The following is a 25,481-nucleotide window of genomic DNA, read 5'->3' as shown; positions in this document are numbered from 1 at the left end:
TTCGGCGGGCCCGGGTTATCCAGGCCAGGTAGGAGAAACCGTTGAACTCTGATTCGAAAAAAAACGGTATCGCAGCGGGTCCCGCCGCTGAAAACTTTCCGGCTCCCGTATACGCCGAAACGGTTCTCACACCGAATTTCGAAGATGGCAAGCGTTTCTTTTTGTCCGCGCTCGTGCAAATGCACTATGCACATACGCTTATGCTGGCGAAGCAGAAGATTATCTCGCCGGATGACGCCCGTGCCTGCCTCAAGGCCCTTGATTCGCTGCAACTCGATGAAATCAAATCCGCTGCCTACGACGGTTCCTGCGAGGACCTCTTCTTCTTTGTCGAGGAGAAACTGGCCGACGCAGTCGGGGTGGACCTGGCGGGCCGAATGCACACGGCCAGGAGCCGGAACGACATCGACCTGACGCTCTACCGCATGACCGTTCGGGCCGAGGTCTTGAAGGTGGCCGAGCACGTACTCGACGCGCGCGCCGCGCTGCTGGAACTCGCCGCAGCCAACATCGACACCATCATGCCGGCTTATACGCACACCCAACCGGCACAACCTTCGACCTTTGCGCATTACCTCATGGCCGCCGTGGAATTCTTCGGGCGCGATTTCGAACGCCTGCGAGCTTGCTGGAGCACCATTAATCGCAACCCTCTCGGAGCCTGTGCGATTACTACCACCGCGTTTCCAATCGACCGTGACTACACCGCGGAACTCCTCGGTTTTGAAGGCTTGCAACTAAATTCTTATGGCGCCATCGCCGCCATCGATTATGTCACCGAATCGGCGGGGGCAATCGCCGTTTGCATGGTGAGCCTGGGCAAGCATGTGCAGGATCTGCTCCAGTGGTGCATGAAGGAATTTGGTTTCCTCCGATTGACCGACGCCTACGTGCAGACCAGCAGCATCATGCCGCAGAAGCGCAATCCCGTGTCCCTGGAGCACACGCGTATCCTGGCCTCGAAGGCTTTTTCGCAGGCACAGGCAGTTATGACGTGCGCGCATAACACACCCTTCGGCGATATCGTCGACAGCGAAGACGATCTCCAGCCGCTGGTCTTTTCCATGTTTCGGGATGCGTCTCGAGCTCTCAAACTGTTTGCCGGTGTCATGCGGCACTGCGAAGTCGACCGCGAGCATATGGCTGATCGAGCGCAGGGAGACTTCCTCTCGGTCACCGAACTCGCCGATACGCTGGTGCGTCGCGAAGGGCTGAGTTTCCGCATGGCGCACCGCCTCGTGCACACGGCGGTTGTCGCTTGTGGCAAATACGATCGCGACCGCATGGTAGGGGAAGTCATTCGTCTTGCTCCAGAGGTGATCGGGCGTTCTCTAACTGTTTCCCGCACGGTCCTGCTGGAGTCGCTTGACGCACGGCACTTTGTTGCGATTCGGGAGATTCCCGGTGGCCCCGCGCCAAAGGCGGTCCAGGCAGCAATCGACGTGGCGCGCACGGAGATGAACGCGGCCGCAAAATGGGTAAACGAAAAAAGAGAGCAGGAACGCGCGTTTCCCAAAAAAATCGAAAAAGCGAAACGGGAGCTCTTGAATTTTACCGACTGAGCCTATGTCCCAAACCCAATCGGAAAACCGGCTGATTCGCGGGATGGGCTTGCGGACCGCTGTCTTGCTCAACATGCTGGACATGGTGGGTGTAGGGCCATTCATAACCCTGCCGCTGATCATCGGTGCGATGGGTGGTCCGCAGGCGATGCTGGGCTGGATCTTCGGCGCATTCTTCGCCATGTGCGACGGTCTGGTCATCTCGGAGCTCGCCGCCAGCATGCCGAACGCCGGCGGATCGTACTACTACCTGAAGGAGATTTACGGTCCAACCAAACTCGGACGCCTCATCAGCTTCCTGTTCATCTGGCAGCTTACGTTTTCAGCGCCGCTGTCCATCGCTTCCGGGGCGATCGGGCTGGCGCACTACAGCAGCTATTTCTTTCCGCGGTTGAAGACCGAAATCGCCGCGCACGATCTCAGTGCGACTTTGCCGTTTCTCGGAAGATTGGAAGCGCGTGCCACGGTCGGCATAGGAACCTTCCTCGCGCTCGGGGTCGTTGTTCTTGCGGTGATCTTGCTCTATCGGCGCACAACCGCGATCGCCCGGTTGTCGCATGTCCTTTCTGGCGGAGTATTTCTCGCTCTCGGTTGGATCATCTTCGCCGGCATAACCCACTTCAACGCGAAGCTCGCGTTCTCCTTTCCGAAGGACGCTTTTCATCTCACCCCCCAATTCTTCACCGGACTCGGTGCTGCCATGCTGGTGGCGACTTACGACTACTGGGGCTACTACAACGTCTGCTATCTCGGCGAGGAGATCAAAGACGCAGAAAAGAACATTCCGCGCGCTGTCCTTATTTCAATCGTGGTGATTGCAATTCTCTACATCACGATGAACATCAGCGTGATCGGAGTCATTCCGTGGCAGGAACTGGTGGCTACCGGGAGATCCGACACCCGCTTCTATGTGATGTCGGTGCTCATGCAGCGCATCTACGGCTCCTGGGCGGGATACGCCATAACCGCGTTGATAGTGTGGACAGCGTTTGCGTCCGTGTTCTCGCTGCTGCTGGGATACTCGCGCGTACCCTACGCGGCCGCCCTTGACGGCAACTACTTCAGGGTGTTCGCCAGGCTTCACAAGAAGCACAAGTTCCCATACGTGTCATTGCTGGTACTGGGGATCGTTGCGCTGGCGTTCTGTTTCCTCTCGCTGGCTGACGTTATCGCCGCGCTCGTCGTGATTCGCATCCTGCTGCAGTTCCTGTTGCAGGCAGTAGGAGCCATCATCCTCAGGATTCGGCGCCCCGATCTTCGCCGCCCGTTCCGAATGTGGTTTTATCCTCTGCCGTCTCTGATTGCGGCGGTGGGGTTCATTTACATCCTGTTTTCCCGGCCCAACTTCGGTAAGGAAATCAAGTACGCGCTCGTACTGCTGGTAATTGGCACGGCGATTTACCTCGTCCGCGCCGTGGTTCGCAAGGAATGGCCATTCGGAAACGCCTTGGAGTTGCAGGCGGCGGCTGAAGTGGCAGTTCAGACAGATATCGAGAGAGTCTGAGGAGACGTCATGCGGAACTTCCTGGTTGCAGTTATTGCCATCATGTCGGTAAGTCTTACGGGCTGGGCGCAAACCCCGATTACCGTTTCGACGCGTCCTGCCACGGATGCGAACAATTTGCCTCTCGACCGTGGCTCTATCGCGCTCGCACAGAGCTTGCGAAAATTGCAAACCCGCGCAAGCCTGATCATGATCACCGCTCATCCTGACGACGAAGATGGTGGGATGCTGACTTACGAGTCGCGCGGCAAAGGCGCCCGTGCCGTCCTCCTCACCCTGAACCGCGGTGAGGGTGGCCAAAACATCATGAGCCATGACTATTATGACGCTCTCGGGGAAGTCCGTACCCAGGAACTGTTGCAGGCTGATCGTTACTACGGTGTGAGCGAGTACTTTACCCGCGTCGCCGATTATGGCTTTTCCAAGACGAAAGAAGAAGCTCTCGAAAAATGGGGACACGATCGTGTGCTCTACGACGTTGTCCGCGTGATCCGCATGACGCGTCCGCTCGTCGTCACCTCGGTCTTTGTCGGCGGTCCCACGGACGGCCATGGCAATCACCAGATTGCTGGAGTTATGGCGCAGGAGGCGTTCACCGCTGCGGCAGATCCGAATGTCTTCCCAGACCAGATCAAGGCTGGACTGCTGCCTTGGAAGCCACTCAAGGTCTACTCGCGCAGCCCCTGGTTCGCAATGAACGATCCCAAGGGCCTCTACGATTACGCCACTGGCAAGTATGTTCCCGTCCGCTTTTACGATTACGTTCACAAAAAGTGGAACGATGGTCCGCTGTCCGTTCAGCTCGAAGTGCCTTCTTCCGACTACGACCCGATTCTCGGCCAGAACTACGTGCAGATTGCACGCACCGGGCTTGGATTTCAAAAGTCGCAAAACGGCGGCACCGGACCCGCACCGGCCGGCGGTTCCCCGGTCGGATACCACCGCTGGGCGTCGGATGTGCAGGTTCCCGAGAAGGAAAGCAGCTTCTTCGATGGTATTGACGTTTCGCTGATGGGAATCGCCGATCTTGCCAAGGGTGGCGACCCCGCGTTCCTGAAGAAAGGACTCGAGGAGGTTAACTCCGCTGTCCAGGAAGCGGTTGCAAAATTCGACTTCCAGCATCCGCAGACGATCGCGCCGGAACTGGCCCGTGGGCTCAAGGCAACGCGCGCACTCATTGCCGCCGTAGATACAAGCAACCTATCGGCGGAATCCAAGTACAACGTTAACCACGAATTGCGCGTGAAGGAAGTTCAGTTCAATGATGCCCTCGTCGAATCGCTCGGCCTGACCATGCTGGCTACTGTCGCACCTGAGAAGGATCCGACGGGCCGCTTCGCCATGTTCTTCGGTACGCCCGAAACTTTCCAGGTTGCGATCCCCGGTCAGACGTTTTATGTCAAGGTAAGCGCTACGAACCAGGGTTCCGTTCCGGTGCAGGTTTCCAGTCTCGCTCTCCATACACCCGCCGGTGAGCAATGGACGGTGGAACCGGTGACCCAATTCGTCTCCGAGCTGGCGAACAACAAGAATGATTCGCAGAAATTCAAGGTCACCGTCCCACAGAACGCTGCCTTTACGGCGCCTTATTTCAGCCGGCCCAACACCGAGCAGCCTTACTACGACATCCACAACGAAACGGACCTGTCCCTGCCCACGACTCCTTATCCCCTTTCCGCGGAACTGCAACTCACCTACGACGGCGAGCCGATCACGCTCCGGCAAGTGGTGCAAACCGTTCAGAGGGTCACTGGCCCCGGCATCGTTTACCAGCCGCTTGTAGTCGGGCCGGCGATCTCCGTCACCATGACGCCGAAGGCCGGCGTGGTGCCGCTCGGGGGAACGAAGTTCAACCTGGATGTGAGTTTGCAATCTAGTGTGAAGGGTGATGCCAAGGGCACCGTTAAGCTGGAACTTCCGTCCGGCTGGACCGCCTCTCCCGCCGAAGCCGAGTTCGATCTCGCCAAGAATGGCGAGCAGCAAGAGGTGGCATTCTCGGTCACTCCGAGTCAACTCGAACAGAAGCCATACCACATCACGGCTGTTGCCACCTACAACGGCCACAGCTACAAGCAGGGATTCGATATGACCGGCTACGAGGGACTGCGTCCGTATCCGCTCTATGAGCCTGCGACTTACCGCACCCAGGGCGTTGACCTCAAGGTTGCTCCCAATCTCAATGTCGGCTACGTGGAAGGCACCGGCGACGAGGTCGCACAGTCACTGCAGGACATAGGCATTCATGCAAAATTCCTCAGCCCGCAAGACATCGCCACTGCGGATCTCTCCAGGTACGACTGCATCGTTCTCGGCGTGCGTGCCTACGCCGCGCGTCCGGACCTCGTCACTTACAACGGACGACTGCTGAAGTACGTCGCCAACGGCGGCGTCCTGTTTGTGCAGTACAACTCCGGGCAGTATGACCACAATTACGGACCCTACCCCTACTCGCTCACCAACGATCCGGAAAAAGTCGTCGACGAGGCCGCGAAGGTCAAAATCCTTGATCCCGGCAATCCGCTGATGGCGTGGCCCAATCGAATCACCTCGGCGGACTTCGACGGCTGGGTCGAAGAGCGCGGCCACAGCTTCATGAAAAGCTGGGATCCCCACTACGTCGCTCTGACCGAGGTCCACGATCCCGACCAGGATCCGCAGAAGGGCGGGCTCCTCTATGCGCACTACGGCAAGGGCGTGTACATCTATGCCGCGTACGCTCTCTATCGTCAGCTTCCGGAAGGTGTTCCAGGAGCCTTCCGCCTCTTCGCAAATGCCGTCAGCCTCGCGCGAAATCCGGCACTCGCCGGCACGGAGACGAGGCAGGCGGCCAACAAGCACTGACGCTGGGTAGGCAACAGAACTATTTGCTTTTGAACAGTACGGAAAACGGATCACTGTGACTCTGTCAGTTGTAAGTTACTGATTTAGAGCTAAGCTATCCGTTGCGATCCTGCCACTCCTCGTACCATGCCATTTGGATGGCTTCGAGTTTGCTCTCGTTAGAACCTTTCGGGTCGTCATCGAAACCTGGCAGTTCGACGACCATCCGGTGCAGATCCGTGAACCGTACTTCGAGCGGGTTCTGCTTTGGGAATTTTTCGGCGAGTTCGATGCCGATGTCTTCGGTGTCATCCCATGTCAGTTGGAGCGCCATATTTCAGTGTCCTTCCGAAACGTAGTTTCTGTTCCACGAGGGGATTTCCACAACGATCTCGCCGGGCTTCTCAATCTGTACCTGGCAGCCGAGACGCGAGTTTAACTGGAGATCGGCCGCCATGTCGAGTCGGTCGGCCTCGTCATCGTCCATCTCACTTAGCAACTCTTTGCCTTTCTTTACGACAACGTGACACGTTGTGCACGCGCAGTTGCCGCCGCAAGCATGGTCTAGCGGAATTCCGAAATTTAGTGCGACGTCGAGAATGGATTCCGGCTTGCCATGGTCCTGGTACTCCAATTTACCGTGCTCGAACTCGACCGTCTTGTTCTCCGGAAGGAAAGTGATGCGCACAAGGTTCTCCTGGGCGCCCTCCACCGCAACGCTGCTGCCATTATTCTGAGTCTTCTCGTCTGCCATATTTTCTGTCTCGTATCGCGACCGTGCCCCACACGCCACGACCGTTCCCCCACACTTTGAACCGCCCGGCATCCGCCGTCGTAAGCAGATGTCGGTCCACTGTTAATGGAACTCCGCCTTGCCGATCGGGTGTGGCGCCACCGGACCTTCCTCGACGTTCGTCTCTTGCATGGTCTTACCCTTAAGCGCGCTGGCGACCGCAGTGTCCATCATCAGTTCGGCCAGGTGCATTGTCGCTTTATTCAGAGCATCGATCCCGTTGCGAATTGCACGATAGTCGTTCCCCTGTGCAACCTCGCGCAACTCCGTCTCATGCTTGTCGATCTCGTTTCTTTCTTCTGTGCTGAGTTGCTGCCATGCCGGACTATTCCGCCCCTTTTCGAGCGCCGTCAGGATCGTGCTCGCTTCGTTGCTCGCCTCGATAACCTGCCGCTCCGCGAAATCCTGCTCCGCGTAGTCGAACGAGTCGATGATCATGTTCTCGACCTGTTCATCCGTAAGCCCATAGCTCGGCTGCACCTGTATCTCAGCTTCCTTGCCGCTGCGCTGCTCGCGCGCGGAAACGTGCAGGATACCGTTCGCGTCGATCAGGAACTTGACTTCAATCCGCGGCAGTCCGGCTGGCATTGGCGGAATGCCCTTGAGGTCGAACCTCGCCAGCGAACGGCAGTCCTTTGCCAGTTCGCGTTCTCCCTGCACAACGTGAATCGCAACCGAGGTCTGTCCCTCTACGCCGGTTGTAAAATGCTCGGTTGCTGAGGCTGGAATCGTCGAGTTGCGATGAATGATCTTTGCGACCACTCCGCCCAGCGCTTCGATCCCGAGTGACAGCGGTGTCACATCCAGCAGCAGCATGTTCTCCGTAGCGGCAGAGCCGCCCGCAAGAATGTTCGCCTGCACCGCCGCCCCGAGCGCAACTACTTCGTCCGGGTTTAACTCGACATGCGGCTCGCGCTTGAAAAGATCTTTCACCAGTTGCCGAACCAGCGGTATGCGCGTGGATCCGCCGACAAGCACCACTTCGTCAACATCGCTCGCCGACAGCCCTGCGTCCTTCAATGCCTGCTTGGTCGGTCCGACCGTTCGATCGATGACCGGCTTGATCATCTGCTCGAACATTGTGCGAGGAATCTCGCGCTGGTAACGCTTGCCGTCGGGTAATTCGACATCGAGTTTCGCGGAATCATTCGCGGAAAGTGCAATCTTCGCCTCGATCACGGCCTTGCGAATCCGCTGCACAGCCTCGCCGCTGCGACGGACATCGACCACAAGATCGCCCTGGATATCATCCAGCGCGATCGCGATCAGCAGGTTGTCAATGTCATCGCCACCAAGGTGCGTATCGCCATTCGTGGCGATCACCTCGAAGATGCCGTCCTGCAACTTGAGAATGGAGATGTCAAAGGTTCCGCCACCCAGATCGTAAACAGCAACCGTGCCTGACTTCTTCTTGTCGAGCCCATATGCAAGGGCCGCCGCCGTCGGTTCATTCACGAGCCGCAGGACGTCGAGCCCAGCGATTCGCCCAGCATCTTTCGTCGCCTGGCGTTGTGCGTCGTTGAAATAGGCGGGAACCGTGATCACCGCCTGCTTCACCGGCGCACTGAAATAACGTTCCGCATTGCGCTTCAACTGGCGAAGAATGTAGGCAGAGATTTCCGGAGGCGTAAACGTCTCGTCGCCCAGCTTCATGCGCAGCACTTCGCCCGGCGAAAGGTCCTCGGCGAGTCGGAAAGGGAAGAACTTCAATTCCCCTTGCACGTCTTCCACGCCGCGCCCCATCAGGCGCTTTACCGAGTACACCGCTCGTTCCGGCGTCTCAATCAGGTGCGTGCGAGCGGAATTGCCGACGACGATCTGTCCGTCGGGCGCCAGCGCAACCACGGACGGCAGAAGATTGGAGCCATCCTCACCCGGAATGATGACCGGGTGGTCGCCTTGCATAAACCCAACCAGGGAGTTGGTGGTACCGAGATCGATTCCTACGACGCGTTCAGGCATTTGTAATTGGTGATTTGTAATTGGTAATTTGCGGTTGGCAATTCTCGTCTCAAATTACCAATTACAAATTGCCAAATTACCCATTCTTCAATCTTCCAAAACTTCGTTTACATCGCGCACCAGATTTCTCACATAGGTGCGCCGGTTCAGCAGGTCCAACATATGATCGAGCGCACGCTTGCCTTCCGCGCTGACATCTTCGCCTGCCGCCGCGCGATCGATCACTGCGTCCCACTCGTTCCAATACTGTTTCAACTCTTCCATCATGCCGTTGTACTTGGCCTCGAGCTTCGCCTTCGTCTCGCGCAGATCGCGAGCCAGGATCTCGTCCGACTCGCCCATCTTCCTATTCATGCGAGCCTCTTCCAACTGCATATTCAGCTCGAAGACTTCTTCGAGCAGGTTCGGCGGAATCGCCTGCTTCTTCGTCTCGCCGGAAGTTCGCGCCGCCTCCGTCGCCGCTTTTGACTGCTCCTCGAAACGCACGCCTTCCAACTTCAGCAGATACACGGTTCGCGAAACCGGATCGCGCAGCGTGCGGTAGGCGTCATTCAGTTGTGAAGTCTTTTCGAGGCTCCATTCCTTCTCGTTCGTCTGCGCCAGCGAATACCGGTCGGGATGCAGCTTCCGGCTTAGCCCATAGAACCCTGACTCCAGTTTCGCCGTATCCACGTTCAGCTTTCGCGGGAGCCCGAAGAACGAAAAGTAGTCCGTCGGCGCCGGAGGCTGCAGATGCCCGCAAGCCTGGCAGAAGTGCGCCGCCCGCATATCGCCGCACGACCAGCACTTCGCCAGCAGGGAACTGCCGTTTGCCTCGAGTTGCAGTGGAGCGGATTCCGAATCTTTCGTAGCCATTTAGGTAGTACCGAGTAACGAGTACCGGGTAACGAGTGCAAACGAACTCCGGGCAACGAACGACACGCTGCTCGCCCCTTGGTCCCGCCACTTCTTTTTTAAGAGAATGAGCTGCCACATCCGCACGACTTCTGCGCGTTCGGATTAACGAAAACGAAGCCCTGGTGTATCAGCGTGTTCTCCCAATCCAGGGTCATTCCGTGCAGATAAATGAATGATTTCGGATCGACAAAAACGCGCACGCCGCCGAACTCGAAAATACGATCTCGTTCGCGCGGCTGCGTGTCGAAGCGGATGTTGTAGCTCAGCCCCGAACAGCCGCCACCCTGCACGCCCAGACGCAATCCACCCTGCTCCGGCGAAATTCCTTCCTTCGCCATCGCTGAGCGGATGCGCTCTACGGCGGCATCGGTGACCTGGATGCCCTTAGCCGGCGGCGTCTCCACCGGCTTTCCGGGTTGTACAAGTTCAGCCATGAGTTCCCTTTACTTGCTGTCGCCGTTCCCGTTCTTCTTCTTCCAGTCGCTGATCGCCGCCCGGATGGCGTCTTCCGCCAGCACCGAGCAGTGGATCTTCACCGGAGGAAGCGACAGCTCCTTCACGATATCCGTGTTCTTGATCTGCAGAGCCTCATCCACGGTCTTGCCCTTCACCCACTCCGTGGCGAGCGAAGACGACGCGATGGCCGACCCGCAGCCGAACGTCTTGAATTTTGCGTCCTCAATCACGTTGGTTTCCGGATTGACCTTGATCTGCAACTTCATCACGTCACCGCATTCCGGAGCTCCCACCAGCCCGGTGCCAACGTCGGTGTTTGCCTTGTCCATCGAGCCAACGTTCCGCGGATTCGTGTAGTGATCCAGTACCTTATCGCTGTATGCCATCCCACTTCTCCATTTCAGAAATCTGTAAACTTAATCGTTAGAACCTGATCAGTGTCCGCCTTCAGCGGTGGCGGCCCACTGCACCTTGGTCAAATCCACACCCTCCTTCGCCAACTCGTACAACGGAGAGAGTTCGCGAAGCCGTTTCACGGTTTCGATGACGCGCCGCGCCACGTAGTTCACTTCTGCTTGCGTATTGAAGCGGCCAATCCCGAAACGGATCGAGCTATGCGCCAGGTCATCGCCCGCACCCAGTGCCTTCAGTACGTACGAAGGTTCCAGCGTCGCCGAAGTGCAGGCCGAACCGCTCGACACAGCAATATCGTTGATGCCCATCAGCAGCGACTCGCCTTCCACGTACGCAAAACTAATGTTGATGTTGCCGGGCAAACGATGCTCCATCGAACCGTTGACGTATACCTCGTCCAACTCGCTGAATATCTGGTCCTTCAACGAATCGCGCAACCCGCTAAGGTACTTCGTCTCCTGCTCCATCTCGTTCATTGCGATTTCGCAAGCCTTGCCGATTCCGACGATCCCCGGAACGTTCAGAGTCCCCGAACGCATCCCGCGCTCGTGTCCTCCGCCATCGATCTGGGCGACAAGTTGAACGCGAGGATTCTTGCGACGAACATAGAGAGCACCAACGCCCTTCGGCCCATAAATCTTGTGTCCGCTGATCGACGCCAGGTCCACGTTATCGGTGATCACGTTGAACGGAACCTTGCCCACCGCCTGCACCGCGTCGGTATGGAAGAAGACGCCCTTCTCGTGACACAGCGCTCCGATTTCGCGAATCGGCTGCAGCACGCCAATTTCGTTGTTCGCGGCCATGATGGTCACGAGAATCGTCTTCTCATCCATCGCGCGCTTTAAGTCATCGAGATCGATGCGGCCGTCCTTCTGAACCGGCAGATACGTCACTCGGAACCCATGTTTCTCCAGGCGCTTGCACGTATCGAGCACCGCCTTGTGCTCGGTCGCCTGCGTAATGATGTGGTCGCCCTTCTCGCGATACATCTCCGCGATACCCTTAATCGCGAGGTTGTCGCTCTCGGTCGCGCCGGAAGTGAAGATGATCTCCTTCGACGTGGCGCCAATCAGCTTCGCGATCTGTTCTCGGCCCTTCTCCACCGCCTGCTCTGCGACCCACCCAAACTCATGATTCCGACTGGCGGCATTGCCGAACGTTTCCGAAAAGTACGGGAGCATTGCTTCCAGCACACGCGGATCCACGCGAGTGGTCGCATGGTTATCCAGATAAATCGGCAGCTTCACACCTTCATTTGCCATAACCGCTTCGATCTCCTAAGCCGTGCTTATAAATCTTTTAACCTTCCGTGCCCACGTCCCTTCTTTTGAGAAGACATTGGGACACCCCGACCTTCAACGCAGCGTAATCAACTCCACCCGTGTATCGTTCTCGTGAGACTCCGTCATCTCCACCAGTGTCAGTTTGCTCAGAACTTCTTCAATCGTCTTGCTTACCTTCCGCAGTGGCCCACGAATATTGCAGCGTTGCTCCTGCTCACACTCCGAACCGGTCGAGCAGGACGTGATAAAGAGCGGTCCTTCAATGGCCCGAATAACCTCCAGTGCGCTGATCGCACCCGGATTCCGCGCCAGCGTGTACCCGCCGTTCGTGCCCTGCTGCGAAACCAGCAACTGGGCTTTGACCAGTTTCTGGAGGATCTTCGCCAGTGCCTCCTGCGGGATGCCATACAACTCCGCCAGGTCCTTGGCGCTGCATGCTCCCAAGTCGCCGTGCTCGGCCAGGTGCCGCATGGCAATCAGGCCGTAGTCAGCTTTCTTAGTGAGCTTCAGCATCGTCTGCTCTCATGATGCGGAACCCGTGGCTCAGGCTCCAAAAATCTACGACCAATTTGGTCGCATATTTAGAATAGATGCGCAGGCAGGAAAAATGCAAGGTCTTTAGCCTGTTCTTTTACGCCTAAGGCTAAGTTATTGAATACGTTATGGATTTACGACCAAAAAGGTCGGAGAAAAAATCGCAAAGCAATGAATCGTGGGCAGGGCGCCCACGATTCACAATCCACAATTAACCGTTGCCTTACTTGTAGCTCACCTTCATTCCATCCACGTACACCTTGTAGGGTGTCGCCGAGCCGTTCAGGTCGAGTTGAAATGCGTTCGTGAGATAGTGGCTCGTTCCGCCAACGTACTTCCCCGGATGCTTGATCCCGACAACGTGGCGCACTCCATCGATCGTCAACGCGTCATGCACGACAGAGGTTCCGTCCGTGTGGTACTCGGCAATGATGTGGTGCCACTTGTCCCCGGAGAAGCGAGTTAGCGAAATTCCGGTCGAATCCCACCGGCGAAGCACATAGTCAAAGATGCGCCATTGATTGCCGGCATAATTCGCCTGCCAGGCGAAGTTGTAAACGTATCCGTTTGCCTTTTGCTGGCATTCGAACTCGATCGCCTGCGGAGCATTCACATACTTCCCGGGCACATACAGGTAGAACTCATACCGCAAATACTGCACCGGCTTGGTTGGGCCGGGAGAGTCGCCGATGTACCAATAAGCGTTCTTGTACGTATACGATCCCCCAATAGAGAACGAGCTGGAACTACCATCCAGAGACGGGCTGCTGATACCGCGCGTCATGGAGTACGTTGCGGTTGCTCCGGTCGCGCCGGTATTTCCGCAATTCCCGCACGTCTGCCAGTCCGATTGTTCTTCGATACGGGTGAAGGTCGTCAGATTCGTTGTGCTCGACACCGTGACATACACCACCGACTTCCCATGGTTTCCCAGCGTGTCGGTCGCCTGCACGGCGATCCGGTGCGTCCCGCTGCTCAGACTCAGTGTCGTATTGACGTAGCTTGAATTAACGGTGTACTTAGCAGATCCGTCCACATAGATCTGTGTGTATTTGATTCCATTGCTGTCCGAGGCTTTCGCAACCACTTGCACCGAACTCGACACCGTGGAATTGTTGGCCGGTTGGCTGATTGTGACTGTCTGTGCGATCGAAGGGGTGGCGAGTGACACAGCTATCGCTGAGAGAAGTGCAACTATGAGTAAGACCTGCTTGCGACTGGTGTTTCGGGCAGAATCGGGGGATGCCAAAACGACCTCCTCGGGGGGCGGTGGAGTTACGCACAGGCAGAGGTCAGAGAGTCCAAGGTCTGCGCGGACGATCCGAGAGTAGTCGCTGGCCCAACAGAACTAAATGAGCCTTAGAACTTAGGTGGGCACCTGAGATTCCCTAGGGCCAGAGTACGAATCGTGGTAGCTGGTAATCAGGTGGACGGGAATCGGTACAATTACCTTGGTCGCGCCGCAAGCGGGACGCCGCCTTGCACCGCTAGAAATCGCAGCAAAATCGCATCGGCGCGCCTTAGAATCTCCCTATGCGACAATACACACCACGAGTCACAGGCAGTCTCTGGACCAAAGGCAAACTGGGTCTCATACTCGGGGCAATCGTCGTAATCGGGTTGCTCATTTGGGTCCCCGTAATCCGCTGGTTCCTCGCGATCAGCCTCATCGTCGGCCTCATCATGGCTGGAATCATCCGCTGGTGGAACGCGCACCACGAGGTCAAGCCCGAGGACGAGGGCGAAATCCGCCTCGGCCTCCTGGACGATGAAAAGAAAAAGTAAGCCGCGATGCGCTTTTTGGCTGCCGACGGTGGCATGATGGCACGTTCGCCGATGGCTCGTTTCCTAACCTTCTATTTCGATCCACCGCTTTAGTTCCATCCCGTCATCGTCCAATTCGAAGCTTCCCATCCGAATCCCATCCCCAATGATCCGGTGCGATTCCGGATCGCGCGCCACCCGCGTCACCCATTGATATCCAAGATCGAATTTCCTCGGCGTAAACCATTTCTGCGGCAGCACTTCGACCAGCCCGGCATGCGGGTAAAGCACGAAAACCGCCGCACTCGCCTCGTCCGCCGCCGTTGAAGGCAGCGCGGTGATGGTCAGCAACTCCGTCACGCTGTGGAACTCTTCCGGAAACTTGAACTCATGGGTCCCCGCTCCCATGGTCGTAGGAAGCGAGAATTCCGCGATTGGTGCTGTCGCCGCGTACATCCGTTCGCTTGAATTCTTGAACCATCCGGCGATCTCCTGGAAATCGAACACCTTCAGCGAATCCGGATCGAACGCCACAAACCGCAGGTTTCTCCCCTCCGGACACCACACCCCAAACGTATCGGAATTTATCTTGAAGGGGCGGCAGTATGTATTCAGTGCCAGCCGCGGTTGGTCCGCCTCGCCCGGAAGGTGCAGCGTGATCAGGTATGCCAGCTGTGACTCCGGGTTGTGGAACTGCCACTCGTACCCCTTGCCGCTCGCCCCCGTCGGCCTCGGAAATGTCTCCCAATACCACGGCGCCGGCCCCACCGTTGACGCAATCACTTCTTTCAACTTTTCATCGCTTGCCATCGCGAACCAGAATACCCTAGTGACTCTTAGAGTCCTTCGTTGTTAGCGAAAAAAAGAAACGCCCCGCATGTAGCAGGGCGTCCTTATGAATTCTTTGCCTTTGTGTCTCTGTGTCTCTGTGGTGAGCCGATCCTTTAAGCGACGACCCCTCTGGGCTTCACGTTCTCCCGAATGAACTTCACGATATCGTCCATCGGCGTTCCCGGCTGGAAGATTCCCGCCACGCCAGCCTTCTTAAGCCTCTCGATATCCTGGTCGGGAATGATTCCGCCGACAAGCACCAGCACGTCGTCCATCTTGTTCTGCTTCAGCAGGTCCATCACCCGCGGAACGATCGCATTGTGCGCGCCCGAGAGAATCGATAACCCGATGACGTCCACGTCTTCCTGCAGCGACGACGTCATAATCATTTCCGGCGTTTGCCGCAGCCCGGTATAGATCACTTCCATCCCGGCGTCGCGCAGCGCCCGCGCAATCACCTTCGCCCCGCGGTCGTGCCCGTCAAGTCCCGGTTTCGCCACCAGCACACGTATCTTGCGTTCAGCAGCCATAAGGGTTATTCGCATCACTCCTGTGTTCTGCCAATGATATCGCGTACTGGAACAATGCACAAAAACGGGCGGCAGGCCGTTTCCGTTCCGCACGTCGCCGCAGTTAGCAGACGTGGGCACGATGGTTTTCTAACTTTTATCTCTTCTCGGGTATTCCCGGTGGTTTAAGCGAATTCCCCGGTCCGCCCAGCGTCTCGGTCGCCACCGACGGCTCCGTTGCAGCTCCATCCGTCGGCAGGGGATAAATTCCCATCTTCCGCGCCGACGCCACATCGATCGTCAGCACTTGGTTGGGGTTTGTCTTCTTGAGCCAATTTTGCGCTCGCGCCTCTGCCTGTGCGAACGTACCTTTCGGCAGCACCGTCAGGTCGAGATACAGGATGTCCGGCGACTGCGGCCCCAGACGCACTCCCGTGAAGGCGTGTCCGGGAATGATCACCAGCACCGGATCCATGTCGAGGTTCTCGATCGCCGACGCGAACGCCACCGAGATATCCATGCAGTTCGCGGTGTTGAGCTGCAATGTCTCGCGCGGCAACCGAATCCTCTGCGACTCTCCGGCGAAGCCGCCGAACGTATAGATACTCGAAACGTAGCTGAACCCTGAGCGCTTCAGCGCCTTGAAAACCGCCTCTGCCTGCCGCTTCACCTGCGGCGGCAGCCGGTTTTCATATTTCGTGCTGATGTTGTAGCCCGGCATGCGCCCGTGATAGATGAACTGGTGAGCGCTCGCCACCAGCTTCAGCACCGCCGGATCGTGCGGCGTTACCCACCGCGCTACTACCTGCGCGTTTGCAAACTGCTTACCCCAGTAAAGGTCGTTGCCGCTGTGAATCAACACAGGCCGCGACTGCGCGAACATGATCGTCCCGCCGTCATCGAGCACCTGGACATGCAACCTGGCGTGCGCGATCTCTTGCAATTCGTACGCACGCGGCAGCAACTCCGGCGTGATGCGCAGCGTCGCGGTGCCCCTTCCGGCCACGACTTCCGTCTGCCGCAGCTTGCGGCTGTATCCCGGAATCTCCGCCGTGATCACCTGTACCGCCGGCGATTTTCCCGTATTGGTAATCGTCAATATCGCAGCGGGCCAGTAGTCGGAAGCTGACGCCGTCATCAGCGCCGGAAACAATTCGCCTCTTCCCGGCGTGTCCAGCCGATAGTCCATCAGCAGCGGCGAGACGCGATGCATCGGCGGCGCTCCATTGGCCACGGGCTTCGGCGCGGGCGCCACCGGGAGTGTCAATGTGAGTTCATGCACGTACCGCCAGAAGCCGAACAACGCCAGTCCCAGCACCACCGTCGTGAAGAAGAAGACCGCTGCGAGTCTCTGTGCCACCCGGTTTGAGACCTTTGTGAAGGGGAACATGCTGCACAGTTAGATGGCGAAAAAGCCGTGGTGGCTGCTGGTATAAGGTCCAAGGCGCAACGTACAGGAAAACCTGCACCTGTGCCCTGAACCTCAAGCCACACTCCGTGCTCCTCGGCGTCCATCGTGGATCGCCGCTTCGCGGCGGGTCCTGATGTATGCCGCCACGAACAGAACCCCCAACAGCAAATCCACCATGCTTGACGCTAAAACCGGCGGCGCAATGCGCCCATGCATGTAAAGCAACGTGCACGCAATCGGGAACGGGAACTTCTCCACCATGCAGGCAATCATCAGCGTCCGAAACCGCACCGGATCCTTCGCGATGATCAGGAACGCAACTTGCCACGCCAGTGCGACACAAATGAACCCGTAGAAATATTCGGGGTGAGTAATGGCAGGCGGATTCGTGAGACCGATTTTGTCTTCGAGAAAGAAGAGCGGGGTAAGAACGATGAATCCCCAGATGCCGGCAGCGGCAAAAACAATTTTTGCGAATCGCATACTCGAAAAGATAACCACGAAGGCCGCCAAGGTTCACGAAGTTGAGTCTTCTTCGCGTGTCTGCGCTTCCGTGGTTATCTCTTTTTTCCCGCCTTAACACCCTCGGCGTTGGTCTCTTCTAGGCGAACGCAGACTCTTCGTAAGTTCCATACACCTCGCGTAGCGCATCGCAGATCTCGCCCACCGTAGCGTACGCCTTCACTGCATCGAGGATTAACGGCATCGTGTTCACTGGCGAGATATTGCCGTTCGTCCCGGCCTTCGGTTCCTGTGCTGCCGCTCTCTTCAGCGCGTCCAGAGCGCGCCGGACATCGTCATTGTTTCGCCGTTTCTTTAATCCGCGCAGCTTGTCCATCTGCGCTTGACGAACGCTCTCATCGATGTAGAGAATCTCCGGCGGCTGTTCTTCAACGAGGAACTCGTTCGCTCCGACCGTGATCTTCTCTTTAGCTTCCGTCGCCCGCTGGAACTGGTAGCTCGATTCCGCCACCTCTTTCTGCGGATAGCCCTTCTCGATCGCCTTCACCATGCCGCCCAGAGCATCCAGTTTGTCGAAGTAATCGAATGCACCCTGCTCCATATCCAGCGTCATGCGTTCCACAAAATACGATCCCGCCAGTGGATCGACTGTCTGCGCCACCCCGCTCTCGTACGCAATGATCTGCTGCGTACGCAGCGATATCCGCGCCGCCTCTGCGGTTGGCAGAGCCAGCGCTTCGTCGTAGCTGTCTGTGTGCAGCGATTGCGTCCCGCCGAGCACCGCCGCCAACCCCTGGATCGCGACGCGCGCGATATTGTTCAGCGGCTGCTGCGCCGTCAGCGAAACCCCCGCTGTCTGGGTGTGGAACCGCATCAGTCGCGTGCGTTCCTGCTGCGTGCCAAAGCGGTCTTTCATCAGCCGGTACCAGATCTTCCGCGCCGCCCTGAACTTCCCAATCTCCTCGAAGAAGTCGTTATGCGAGTTGAAGAAGAAGCTCAGCCTCGGCCCGAACTCATCCACATCCAATCCCCGCCGCCGAGCCCACTCGACGTACTCCACGCCGTCATAGATCGTGAACGCCAGTTCCTGCAGCGCCGTCGAGCCCGCCTCGCGGATGTGATAGCCGGAAATCGAAATCGTGTTGAAGCGCGGCGTGAACTTCGATCCGAACTCGAAGGTATCGACCACCAGCCGCATCGACGGCGCCGGCGGGTAGATGTATTCCTTCTGCGCAATGTACTCCTTCAGAATGTCGTTCTGGATCGTTCCGGAAATCTTCTCCAGGTCCGCGCCCTGCTTCTCCGCGACTGCCAGGTACATCGCCCACAGAATCGAAGCCGGAGAATTGATCGTCATCGAAACCGTCGTCTTCTCCAGGTCGATGCCGTTGAACAGAATCTCCATATCCTCGAGCGAATCGATGGCGACGCCGCACTTGCCGACCTCCCCCTCGCTGAACGCGTGGTCGCTGTCGTAGCCCATCAGCGTCGGCAAATCGAACGCAACGCTCAAGCCGCCTGCGCCGTGCGCCAGCAATTCCTTGTAGCGCTGGTTCGTTTCTTCCGGCGACGCGAATCCCGAGAACTGCCGCATCGTCCACAGCCGCCCGCGATATCCTGTCGCGTGAATTCCCCGCGTATATGGCGGCTGCCCCGGATACCCGAGATAGTCTTCGTAGCTCCAGTCTTCGGGAAGATCAGCCGGGGTATACAGTCTGCGCACCGGCTTCCCTGAAATCGTCGTGAAGCGCGCGTGCCCATTCTCATCGACGTTAGTTCCTGTCGCCGCGCCAATCGGCCGTTCCGGAGCCTTCTCGAGCGTCTTCGCAAGCGTGCTCTCCGCCCAATGCTTCTCCGACTCCGCAGGATGACGGCCTTCGAACACGTCATTGATCGGGCTCTCGGCCGTACTCTTCTTCTTCATCTCAGCCATATTTTCACCGCCGACTATGCTTCGGATGCGCACCCCACGCCGCAGGCGAACCCCTCAGCATAAGAGATGTCCCTTAGCCGAGTAAAGCAGCGTCGTTGGCATCATCTGAACTAAGGTGCTGTTCTGGTTGCGCGCTCTCTGGCCCGGCACATAGAATCCAAAGGTGATGTCCCTCGTGTTCGCCCTTCTGATCATTGCTCTCACAGCCCTCACCGTCTTTCTGTTTTTCGGAATTCGGCTGGCGCTGAAGGTGCGAACTCTCCGCCGTGCCATGGATCCCAAGCATCCGGACCCGGTCGCGCGCGAGAAAGTTTTCCGCGACGTCGCACGCCGCGCCGGAGACCGCGTCCCTAACGAAGTCCATCTCCAGCCCGCCACCATGATCCTCTGGAAAGATGAGGACAAGTGGCGCCAGGCCTACAACGCTCTCGAAGGGCACGGATTCCGGCACGCCGGCAACTATCGGGTCGTCGAAATCGGTGTGGACGTCCAATTCCTCATCCATGACCGCGAGTGCCTCCTCGCCTGCATCTACAACCACCCCGTCGTTGGCGTCTTCATGGACCTCGTTACCCGCTACCAGGATGGAAGTTGCGTCACCTTCGCCAACCGCGAAGCCAGCGGTCTCGATCAGCACCCCTGCCTGCAGAACCGCTTTCTCGGCAACATCACTCCCGCGGAACTCGTTGACCGCACCCTTACCGAACGCCCGCAGCAGCCCATGTGCGAAGTCTGCGATGCCGATCTCGCCCCCGACTTCTGTCGCGTCTGGAAGGAATACAAAGAGTGGCGTAATAAGCGCGGAACCACCGCCGAAGAAGTCGAACGAATTTACGCCCGCCTCCACGAAACCCAGCAGCAAAAAGCCAAAGAAACCTCCGCTGGCAGCAATTAGCCTGATTACCAGATGCTCATCGTCATTCCGAGCGCAGCCGCGCAGTCTTTGCGCGGCGAAGTCGAGGGACCTGCATTTCTTTCCATGGCGGAGAAAAGGCCCGGTTTTTCCACCGGGCCTGTTTGAGTCTTTCCGTTGCCCACGTCTGCCGTAGTCGGCAGATGTGGGTACCAACCTTACTGTGGATTTGGCGGATTCTGAGGCGGAGTCGCCTGCGGCTGCTCCGTCGTCGGTGGAACCGTCTGCTGCGGCGGAGTCTGCTGTTGCATCTGCTGCTGTTCCTGCTCCGGCATCCGCTGCTGCTGGCCTTCCGGCGAGTTCACGTTCACAACGCCAGGAATCATCGGTACGCTCGATATTTTCCCGATCGCCGCGTCGCTCAGCACGATCCCGAGCTTCTGCAGGGTAGTTCCCGTCACCTGGTCCAGCGTCACGCGCGCCTTCTCGTAATTCGTCAGCGCCGTCACGTAGTTCACTTCCGCCTGGGTCAGCGTCGTCTGCGCCTGCAGAACCAGCGTGTTGGTGGAAGCGCCCAGCGCGTACTTCTTCTGTTCCGCATCGAGCGACTGGATTGCCAGCTCGCGGTTCGCTTTCGCTGCATCGACCGCCGCTTTATTCTGCTGAACCGCGTATGCTGCGTTCCGAACCTGGATGTTGATCTGGCTCTCAAGTTGGTGCTGGAGCAATTCGGCCTGCCGATATTCCAATTGCGACCGAACCTGGTCCGCCTGCGCCGTGCGATTTCGGATAGGGATGAGCAATTGCAACGCAACTCCCTTATCCGGATAGCTGCCACTGAAGGTATCCGAAAGGGCAGAGCCGATCCCCGTAATCGGACACGGAGAACCATCTGGCAGAACGCATGCTGTGGGCTTCAGCGGGTTCGGAACACCAGAAATTGCCGAGCCACCATAGAATCCGTAGAGATCCAGTGTTGGCAGTAGCGCATTCTTGGTCGCCTTGCGCGAGATATCTCGGTTCTTCAAATTGATACGCTGCGAATTGATATCCGGCCGCAGCCTCAACGCTTCGTTTACCAATTCATCTACCGGCAGCAGCGTTTCCTCCGTCACTACCATCGTGTCCGTCGGAATTACTGGGGCTGTCGCCAGCGTGGGGTCCGACAGGTTGCGCGTGATGGCGTTCTTCATCAACAGTTGTTCGAGTTGAAGGTTGGTCTGCGCCACAATCAGGTTCTGTTGCGCCGACGCCACAGCCGACTGCGCCCGCACCACTTCGATCGGCGCCAGCGTTCCGATCTGTACCTGCTTCTGGTTGTCAGAGAGCGTCTTCTCGGCCAAAGCCAGCGACCGCTGGTTCACCAGCAGATTCTGATAAGCATTGACCATGTCCCAGTAGATATCCTCGATCTGCGTAACCGTGTACATCACCTGGTTCTCAAACGCGAGGTCGGCAATTTGCTTGTTATTTCCGGCGGCCATGATGTTACGCCGGTTCACGAACAGGCAGCATCCGGACAGCAGGTGCTGTCGCAATTGCAGGCGGAAATTACTGTTTAACTGAGGGTTAAAGTCGTTTACGCGGCTGTTCGACGTAGTTCGAGAATTGTCGAACGTGAAATTCATCAGCGTGCCGGTCTCGAATCCCTGCGAATAAGCAAAGTTCGCGGTCGTCGTATTCTGGTTCGAAACCGGTTGGCCGGTGAGCAGCGTGAACGCGTTCGGCGTATTCGCGCGCTCCATCTGGAAATTGCTCGTCACGATCGGATCAAACGAATCGATTGCCGGCCCCGCGCCTAGCGTCGAGGACACGATGCCGCCCGCACCAGCGCCCGCCCCGCCCGCGCCCGTCGAGGTTCCGCCTGCGCCGCCACCCACGTTCGTCGCTCCCGTTCCGCCCGGCGTATTCGCCACCAGTCCCGTATTGACGCCTCGTGGTGCCGCGCCCGACTTCACGCGCAACAGGTCCGTATCCGCAATGTCGTTGTTGTACCGCGAAATCGCCAGGTCCAGGTTGTTCTCCAGCGCCAGCGCGATCGCGTCGCTCAACGAGAGCATCAGCTTTCCGTCCTGCATCAACTGATCGATTCGCGGCGAGTTCTTCAGGACCGGCGGCGGTACCAATCTCGGCTTGTACGGACCGATAACGCTCAAGATGCTGGCGCCTTTGGAGTAGTCCGTGCCGCTGGTATGCAGATCCAGTGTCTTTGTCGGCAACTGGTCTATCTCCTTTGCCGCTTCCGATTGTGCCTGTGGCTTAGGTCCTTCCGGCAATTGCGCTTGGCCCTGCTGGCTCTGTTGCGCAACCAGCGGCACCGCGGCCAAACTTGCCAATGCGAACACACCCAACGAAACGAATCGCGAAACTCGCATGAATAGCTCTCCAGATAATGATGGCTGTACTGAAAAACGAACGACTTCCCCGGCTGCCCGATTGCTTACAGAATTGGCGGTGGGACTTTCCGCTGCTCTAGATACGAAGACGACCGTCCGTAAGTTCCAAATCAGCAAACGGCTCGACCACCCGTTCGCGCAAAGTCAGTGGAAAATGACATACTATACGACCGCAACCCCCAATGCATTCCTTCGCTGCTGGTGCCCCACCCCTGCCACAGTCGGCAGACGTGGGTTACCTCGATACAATGACGTTCGAGACCCGGCAAATTCGACATGGCCCGCAATCTCAAATTGACGATCGCCTACGACGGCTCAGAATTCCATGGATGGCAGATTCAGCCCGGCCTTCCAACGGTGCAGGGAATTCTCTCCGAAGTCATTGGACGCACTACCGGCGAAAAGGTCCTTCCACAGGGCTCCGGACGCACCGATACCGGCGTCCATGCGCGCGCCCAAGTAACCAGTTTTACGACCGAGAGCACCATCCCGCTCGTTAATTTTCGTAAAGTCCTCAACGACCGCCTTCCCGACGCGATCCGGGTGTTGTCGGTCGAAGAAATGCCGCCCGATTTCCACGCACGACACTCCGCTGTATCCAAGACGTACGAATATCGAGTTTATTGTGGCGAAATCGTCCCGCCGTGGCTGGCGCGATATGTAACTCATCACCCCTGGCCACTCGATCGCGACGCCGTCTTCGGCACTGCGCCATTCATCCTCGGCGAACACGACTTCACATCCTTCGCCGCCGTCGATCCCGATCGCGGTACGCGTTCCGAAGAGGACGACGACCAATTCGCGCTCGACGCCGGCACGCGCATCGCTCCGAAGCACGCAACAAACATCCGCACCATCTTCGAAAGTTCCTGGCGCCACGAAGGCGACGAAATCATCTATACCGTGCGCGGCAACGGCTTCCTGCACCACATGGTACGCAACCTCGTCGGAACGTTCTTAATTATTGGTAAAGGAACCTGGCAGCCCAAGGACATGAAACGAATCCTCGCCGCCCGAGACCGCTCCGCCGCCGGCCCCACCGCCCCCGCGAACGGCCTCTGGCTCATGGGAGTGGAGTATTAGGTTTTTTGTTTTGAAGAACACCCTTCCGTGCCCCACGTCTATCGCAGCTAACAGACGTGGGCACGATGCACTATGGGTTACACGCTTTGATGGGGCACGGCTTTAGCCGTGCCGAATAAGGCTTCTAATGTTTCTTGTCATTCCGAGGGGGCTTCAGTCCCCGAGGAATCTGCTTTTAAAAACCTATATGACCACCAGCACCATCGACATCAGAGCCAAGCTCCTCAACCGCAATCCCGCCACCGGAGAACTACTCTCCGAGCATCCCATCGCCCCTGCCGACGAAGTCCGTGCCTCCGTCCTCCGCGCCCGCGCCGCACAGCCCGCATGGAACGCCCTCGGCATCAACCGCCGCATCGCTGTCCTCCGCAAATTTCAGAAACTGCTGCTGCGCGACCGCGAATCTCTCGCGCGAAAGATCACCGCCGAAGCCGGAAAGCCTCTCGTCGAATCTCTCCTCTCCGAGGTCATCGTCGCCCTCGACGCCGCTCGTTTCTGCGCCGAGAACGTCCATCGCGCCCTGCGCGTCGAAGCCGTCAACCATGGCAATCCCGTTCTCCGAAAACGCGCACGATTGATTTACGAACCCGTCGGTGTCCTCGGCATCATCTCGCCCTGGAACTACCCCTTCTCGACTCCCACAACCGAAACCCTTGCCGCGCTCGTCACCGGCAACACCGTTGTCCTCAAGCCTTCCGAACTCACGCCCACGTCCGCACTCGAACTGCAGCGGTTGTTGCATGAATCCGGCGTCCCCCGTGACGCTTTCGCCGTTGTCCTGGGCGATGGCTCTACTGGCGCCGCCCTCATCGAATCTCCCATCGACAAGTTGATCTTCACCGGAAGCGTCGCCACCGGTAAGCGTGTCGCCGAAGCCGCCGGTCGCCGCCTGCTTCCGGTCGTACTCGAACTTGGTGGCAAAGATCCCATGCTCGTCCTCGACGATGCCGACGTCGAAGTAGCCTCCAGCGCCGCCGTCTGGGGGGCCATGATGAACGCCGGCCAGACCTGCCTCTCTGTCGAGCGCTGCTACGTCCACCGGAAAATTTTCGATTTGTTCGTCGCTGCCTGTGCCGAAAAGATTCTTCGCCTCAAAGTCGGCAACGGCGCCGATCCCGCAACCGATGTCGGTCCCTTGATCTCGGAAAAACAATTGCAGATTGTGGAGTCGCAGATTGAAGACGCGCGCTCTCGCGGCGCCAAAATCCTCGCTGGCGGCAAGCGCCTTACCGAACTAGGCCCCAACTTCTACGCCCCCACGCTCATCACCGGCGTGACGAGCGAAATGCGCATCATGCAAGACGAAACCTTCGGCCCCGTATTACCAATCATTCCGTTCTCGACCGATACCGAAGCCGTGCGGCTCGCCAATGCCTCCGAGTTTGGCCTATCCGCAAGCGTCTTCAGCAAGAACAACACGCGCGCCGAAACTATCGCCCGTCAACTCCACGCCGGCGCCGTCCTGGTCAACGACGTAGTCGTGTCCTTCGCCATCCCCGAGGCCCCTCACGGCGGCACTCGCGTCAGCGGCATCGGCCGCACCCACGGCCTGCTCGGCATGCGCGAAATGCTCAACCCCAAGTACATCGCCACCGACTCCATCCCCGGAATGAAGAAGGTCTGGTGGTACCCCTACGGTGCAGCCTTCACCCGCCAGATGAGTGCTTTCGCGGACCTGCTCTTCAGCAAAACTTCGGCACACCGTATTAACGCCGCTATCAAATCCTCTGCGTCTTTGTGGAGAAGGAAACTCTAGACCGCTGCCCATTTTTTATTCGGCAGACCGCTTCAAGACTGCGGGCTTGCAGTGGTCGTCGTGAATAAATTCATCCTTCCAAATTGGTTCCCCAGGTCTTGCCGCCGTCCGCGGAAACGCCTGTTCCCACTTGGCGACCACCTTCGAGCCCTGGCATTGATAGTCCGGAGGGTCGTTTTGCATTACAGTCTGTGGGCTTCGACTCTTCATTACTCGCTACTCGCTACTCGCTACTTCTTTCGTTACAATATGCTC

Annotated in this window: 22 protein-coding genes; 7 read left to right on the top strand and 15 right to left on the bottom strand. The window is 57.9% G+C overall.

What is annotated here, in order from left to right:
- Positions 1-41: 41 nt before the first annotated feature.
- The 3 genes from argH to ROO76_11575 are packed head-to-tail and all read left to right on the top strand — an operon-like array spanning position 42 to position 5,907.
- Positions 42-1,562, top strand: a complete 1,521-nt coding sequence (gene argH / locus ROO76_11585) for an argininosuccinate lyase (protein ID MDT8068793.1) — start codon at positions 42-44, stop codon at positions 1,560-1,562.
- A 4-nt stretch (positions 1,563-1,566) separates the two neighbouring features.
- Positions 1,567-3,066 (top strand): APC family permease, encoded by a 1,500-nt coding sequence (locus tag ROO76_11580; protein ID MDT8068792.1) that lies wholly within the window; start codon positions 1,567-1,569, stop codon positions 3,064-3,066.
- A gap of 9 nt (positions 3,067-3,075) precedes the next feature.
- A complete protein-coding gene (locus tag ROO76_11575; protein ID MDT8068791.1) occupies positions 3,076-5,907 on the top strand; it encodes a PIG-L family deacetylase in 2,832 nt (943 codons plus the stop codon).
- Between the two features lie 94 nt (positions 5,908-6,001).
- Here ROO76_11575 and iscX read toward each other — a convergent pair whose 3' ends face one another.
- The 9 genes from iscX to ROO76_11530 form a co-directional block, all read right to left on the bottom strand.
- Entirely contained in the window at positions 6,002-6,220 is a 219-nt protein-coding gene (gene iscX, locus ROO76_11570; GenBank protein MDT8068790.1) for a Fe-S cluster assembly protein IscX, read from the bottom strand.
- A gap of 3 nt (positions 6,221-6,223) precedes the next feature.
- On the bottom strand, positions 6,224-6,640 hold the full coding sequence (locus tag ROO76_11565) for a 2Fe-2S iron-sulfur cluster-binding protein (protein MDT8068789.1): 417 nt from the start codon (positions 6,638-6,640) through the stop codon (positions 6,224-6,226).
- 102 nt (positions 6,641-6,742) lie between these two features.
- Positions 6,743-8,641 (bottom strand): Fe-S protein assembly chaperone HscA, encoded by a 1,899-nt coding sequence (gene hscA / locus ROO76_11560; protein ID MDT8068788.1) that lies wholly within the window; start codon positions 8,639-8,641, stop codon positions 6,743-6,745.
- Between the two features lie 87 nt (positions 8,642-8,728).
- Complete coding sequence (gene hscB / locus ROO76_11555; GenBank protein ID MDT8068787.1) at positions 8,729-9,496, bottom strand: Fe-S protein assembly co-chaperone HscB; 768 nt, start codon at positions 9,494-9,496, stop codon at positions 8,729-8,731.
- Between the two features lie 98 nt (positions 9,497-9,594).
- Entirely contained in the window at positions 9,595-9,972 is a 378-nt protein-coding gene (locus ROO76_11550; GenBank protein MDT8068786.1) for an iron-sulfur cluster assembly accessory protein, read from the bottom strand.
- A gap of 9 nt (positions 9,973-9,981) precedes the next feature.
- Entirely contained in the window at positions 9,982-10,380 is a 399-nt protein-coding gene (gene iscU, locus ROO76_11545) for a Fe-S cluster assembly scaffold IscU (protein MDT8068785.1), read from the bottom strand.
- 48 nt (positions 10,381-10,428) lie between these two features.
- The gene (locus ROO76_11540; GenBank protein MDT8068784.1) at positions 10,429-11,673 is read right to left on the bottom strand and encodes an IscS subfamily cysteine desulfurase; all 1,245 of its coding nucleotides are present in this window, start codon (positions 11,671-11,673) and stop codon (positions 10,429-10,431) included.
- A 93-nt stretch (positions 11,674-11,766) separates the two neighbouring features.
- On the bottom strand, positions 11,767-12,207 hold the full coding sequence (locus ROO76_11535) for an Rrf2 family transcriptional regulator (GenBank protein ID MDT8068783.1): 441 nt from the start codon (positions 12,205-12,207) through the stop codon (positions 11,767-11,769).
- Between the two features lie 244 nt (positions 12,208-12,451).
- The gene (locus ROO76_11530) at positions 12,452-13,477 is read right to left on the bottom strand and encodes an Ig-like domain-containing protein (GenBank protein MDT8068782.1); all 1,026 of its coding nucleotides are present in this window, start codon (positions 13,475-13,477) and stop codon (positions 12,452-12,454) included.
- 284 nt (positions 13,478-13,761) lie between these two features.
- Between ROO76_11530 and ROO76_11525 the strand changes: the two genes are divergently transcribed.
- Positions 13,762-14,013 carry a hypothetical protein gene (locus tag ROO76_11525; protein MDT8068781.1) on the top strand — a complete coding sequence of 84 codons (252 nt, stop codon included), beginning with the start codon at positions 13,762-13,764 and terminating at the stop codon, positions 14,011-14,013.
- Positions 14,014-14,076: 63 nt separating this feature from the next.
- Here the strand turns inward: ROO76_11525 and ROO76_11520 are convergent, their stop codons facing one another.
- From ROO76_11520 to ROO76_11500, 5 genes are all read right to left on the bottom strand, one after another.
- Entirely contained in the window at positions 14,077-14,802 is a 726-nt protein-coding gene (locus tag ROO76_11520; protein ID MDT8068780.1) for a hypothetical protein, read from the bottom strand.
- Positions 14,803-14,936: 134 nt separating this feature from the next.
- Positions 14,937-15,353, bottom strand: a complete 417-nt coding sequence (locus ROO76_11515) for a cobalamin B12-binding domain-containing protein (GenBank protein ID MDT8068779.1) — start codon at positions 15,351-15,353, stop codon at positions 14,937-14,939.
- Positions 15,354-15,489: 136 nt separating this feature from the next.
- Positions 15,490-16,692 carry a hypothetical protein gene (locus ROO76_11510; protein MDT8068778.1) on the bottom strand — a complete coding sequence of 401 codons (1,203 nt, stop codon included), beginning with the start codon at positions 16,690-16,692 and terminating at the stop codon, positions 15,490-15,492.
- A gap of 123 nt (positions 16,693-16,815) precedes the next feature.
- A complete protein-coding gene (locus ROO76_11505; protein ID MDT8068777.1) occupies positions 16,816-17,226 on the bottom strand; it encodes a hypothetical protein in 411 nt (136 codons plus the stop codon).
- Positions 17,227-17,344: 118 nt separating this feature from the next.
- On the bottom strand, positions 17,345-19,138 hold the full coding sequence (locus tag ROO76_11500) for a methylmalonyl-CoA mutase family protein (GenBank protein MDT8068776.1): 1,794 nt from the start codon (positions 19,136-19,138) through the stop codon (positions 17,345-17,347).
- Positions 19,139-19,313: 175 nt separating this feature from the next.
- On the opposite strand from ROO76_11500, the gene ROO76_11495 reads away from it, so the two are divergent.
- Entirely contained in the window at positions 19,314-20,033 is a 720-nt protein-coding gene (locus tag ROO76_11495) for a hypothetical protein (GenBank protein ID MDT8068775.1), read from the top strand.
- Between the two features lie 176 nt (positions 20,034-20,209).
- On the opposite strand, the gene ROO76_11490 is transcribed toward ROO76_11495, so the two are convergent.
- Complete coding sequence (locus ROO76_11490; GenBank protein ID MDT8068774.1) at positions 20,210-22,366, bottom strand: TolC family protein; 2,157 nt, start codon at positions 22,364-22,366, stop codon at positions 20,210-20,212.
- Between the two features lie 297 nt (positions 22,367-22,663).
- On the opposite strand from ROO76_11490, the gene truA reads away from it, so the two are divergent.
- Together truA and ROO76_11480 are read left to right on the top strand one after the other, a co-directional pair.
- Complete coding sequence (gene truA, locus ROO76_11485) at positions 22,664-23,470, top strand: tRNA pseudouridine(38-40) synthase TruA (GenBank protein ID MDT8068773.1); 807 nt, start codon at positions 22,664-22,666, stop codon at positions 23,468-23,470.
- A 187-nt stretch (positions 23,471-23,657) separates the two neighbouring features.
- A complete protein-coding gene (locus ROO76_11480) occupies positions 23,658-25,226 on the top strand; it encodes an aldehyde dehydrogenase family protein (protein MDT8068772.1) in 1,569 nt (522 codons plus the stop codon).
- Positions 25,227-25,481 lie beyond the last annotated feature (255 nt).

The sequence above is a fragment of the Terriglobia bacterium genome (genome assembly GCA_032252755.1).
GTDB lineage: Bacteria > Acidobacteriota > Terriglobia > Terriglobales > Acidobacteriaceae > JAVUPY01.
The sequence above is the reverse complement of the archived record's forward strand: the minus strand, read 5'-3'. Positions and strand labels throughout refer to the sequence as shown.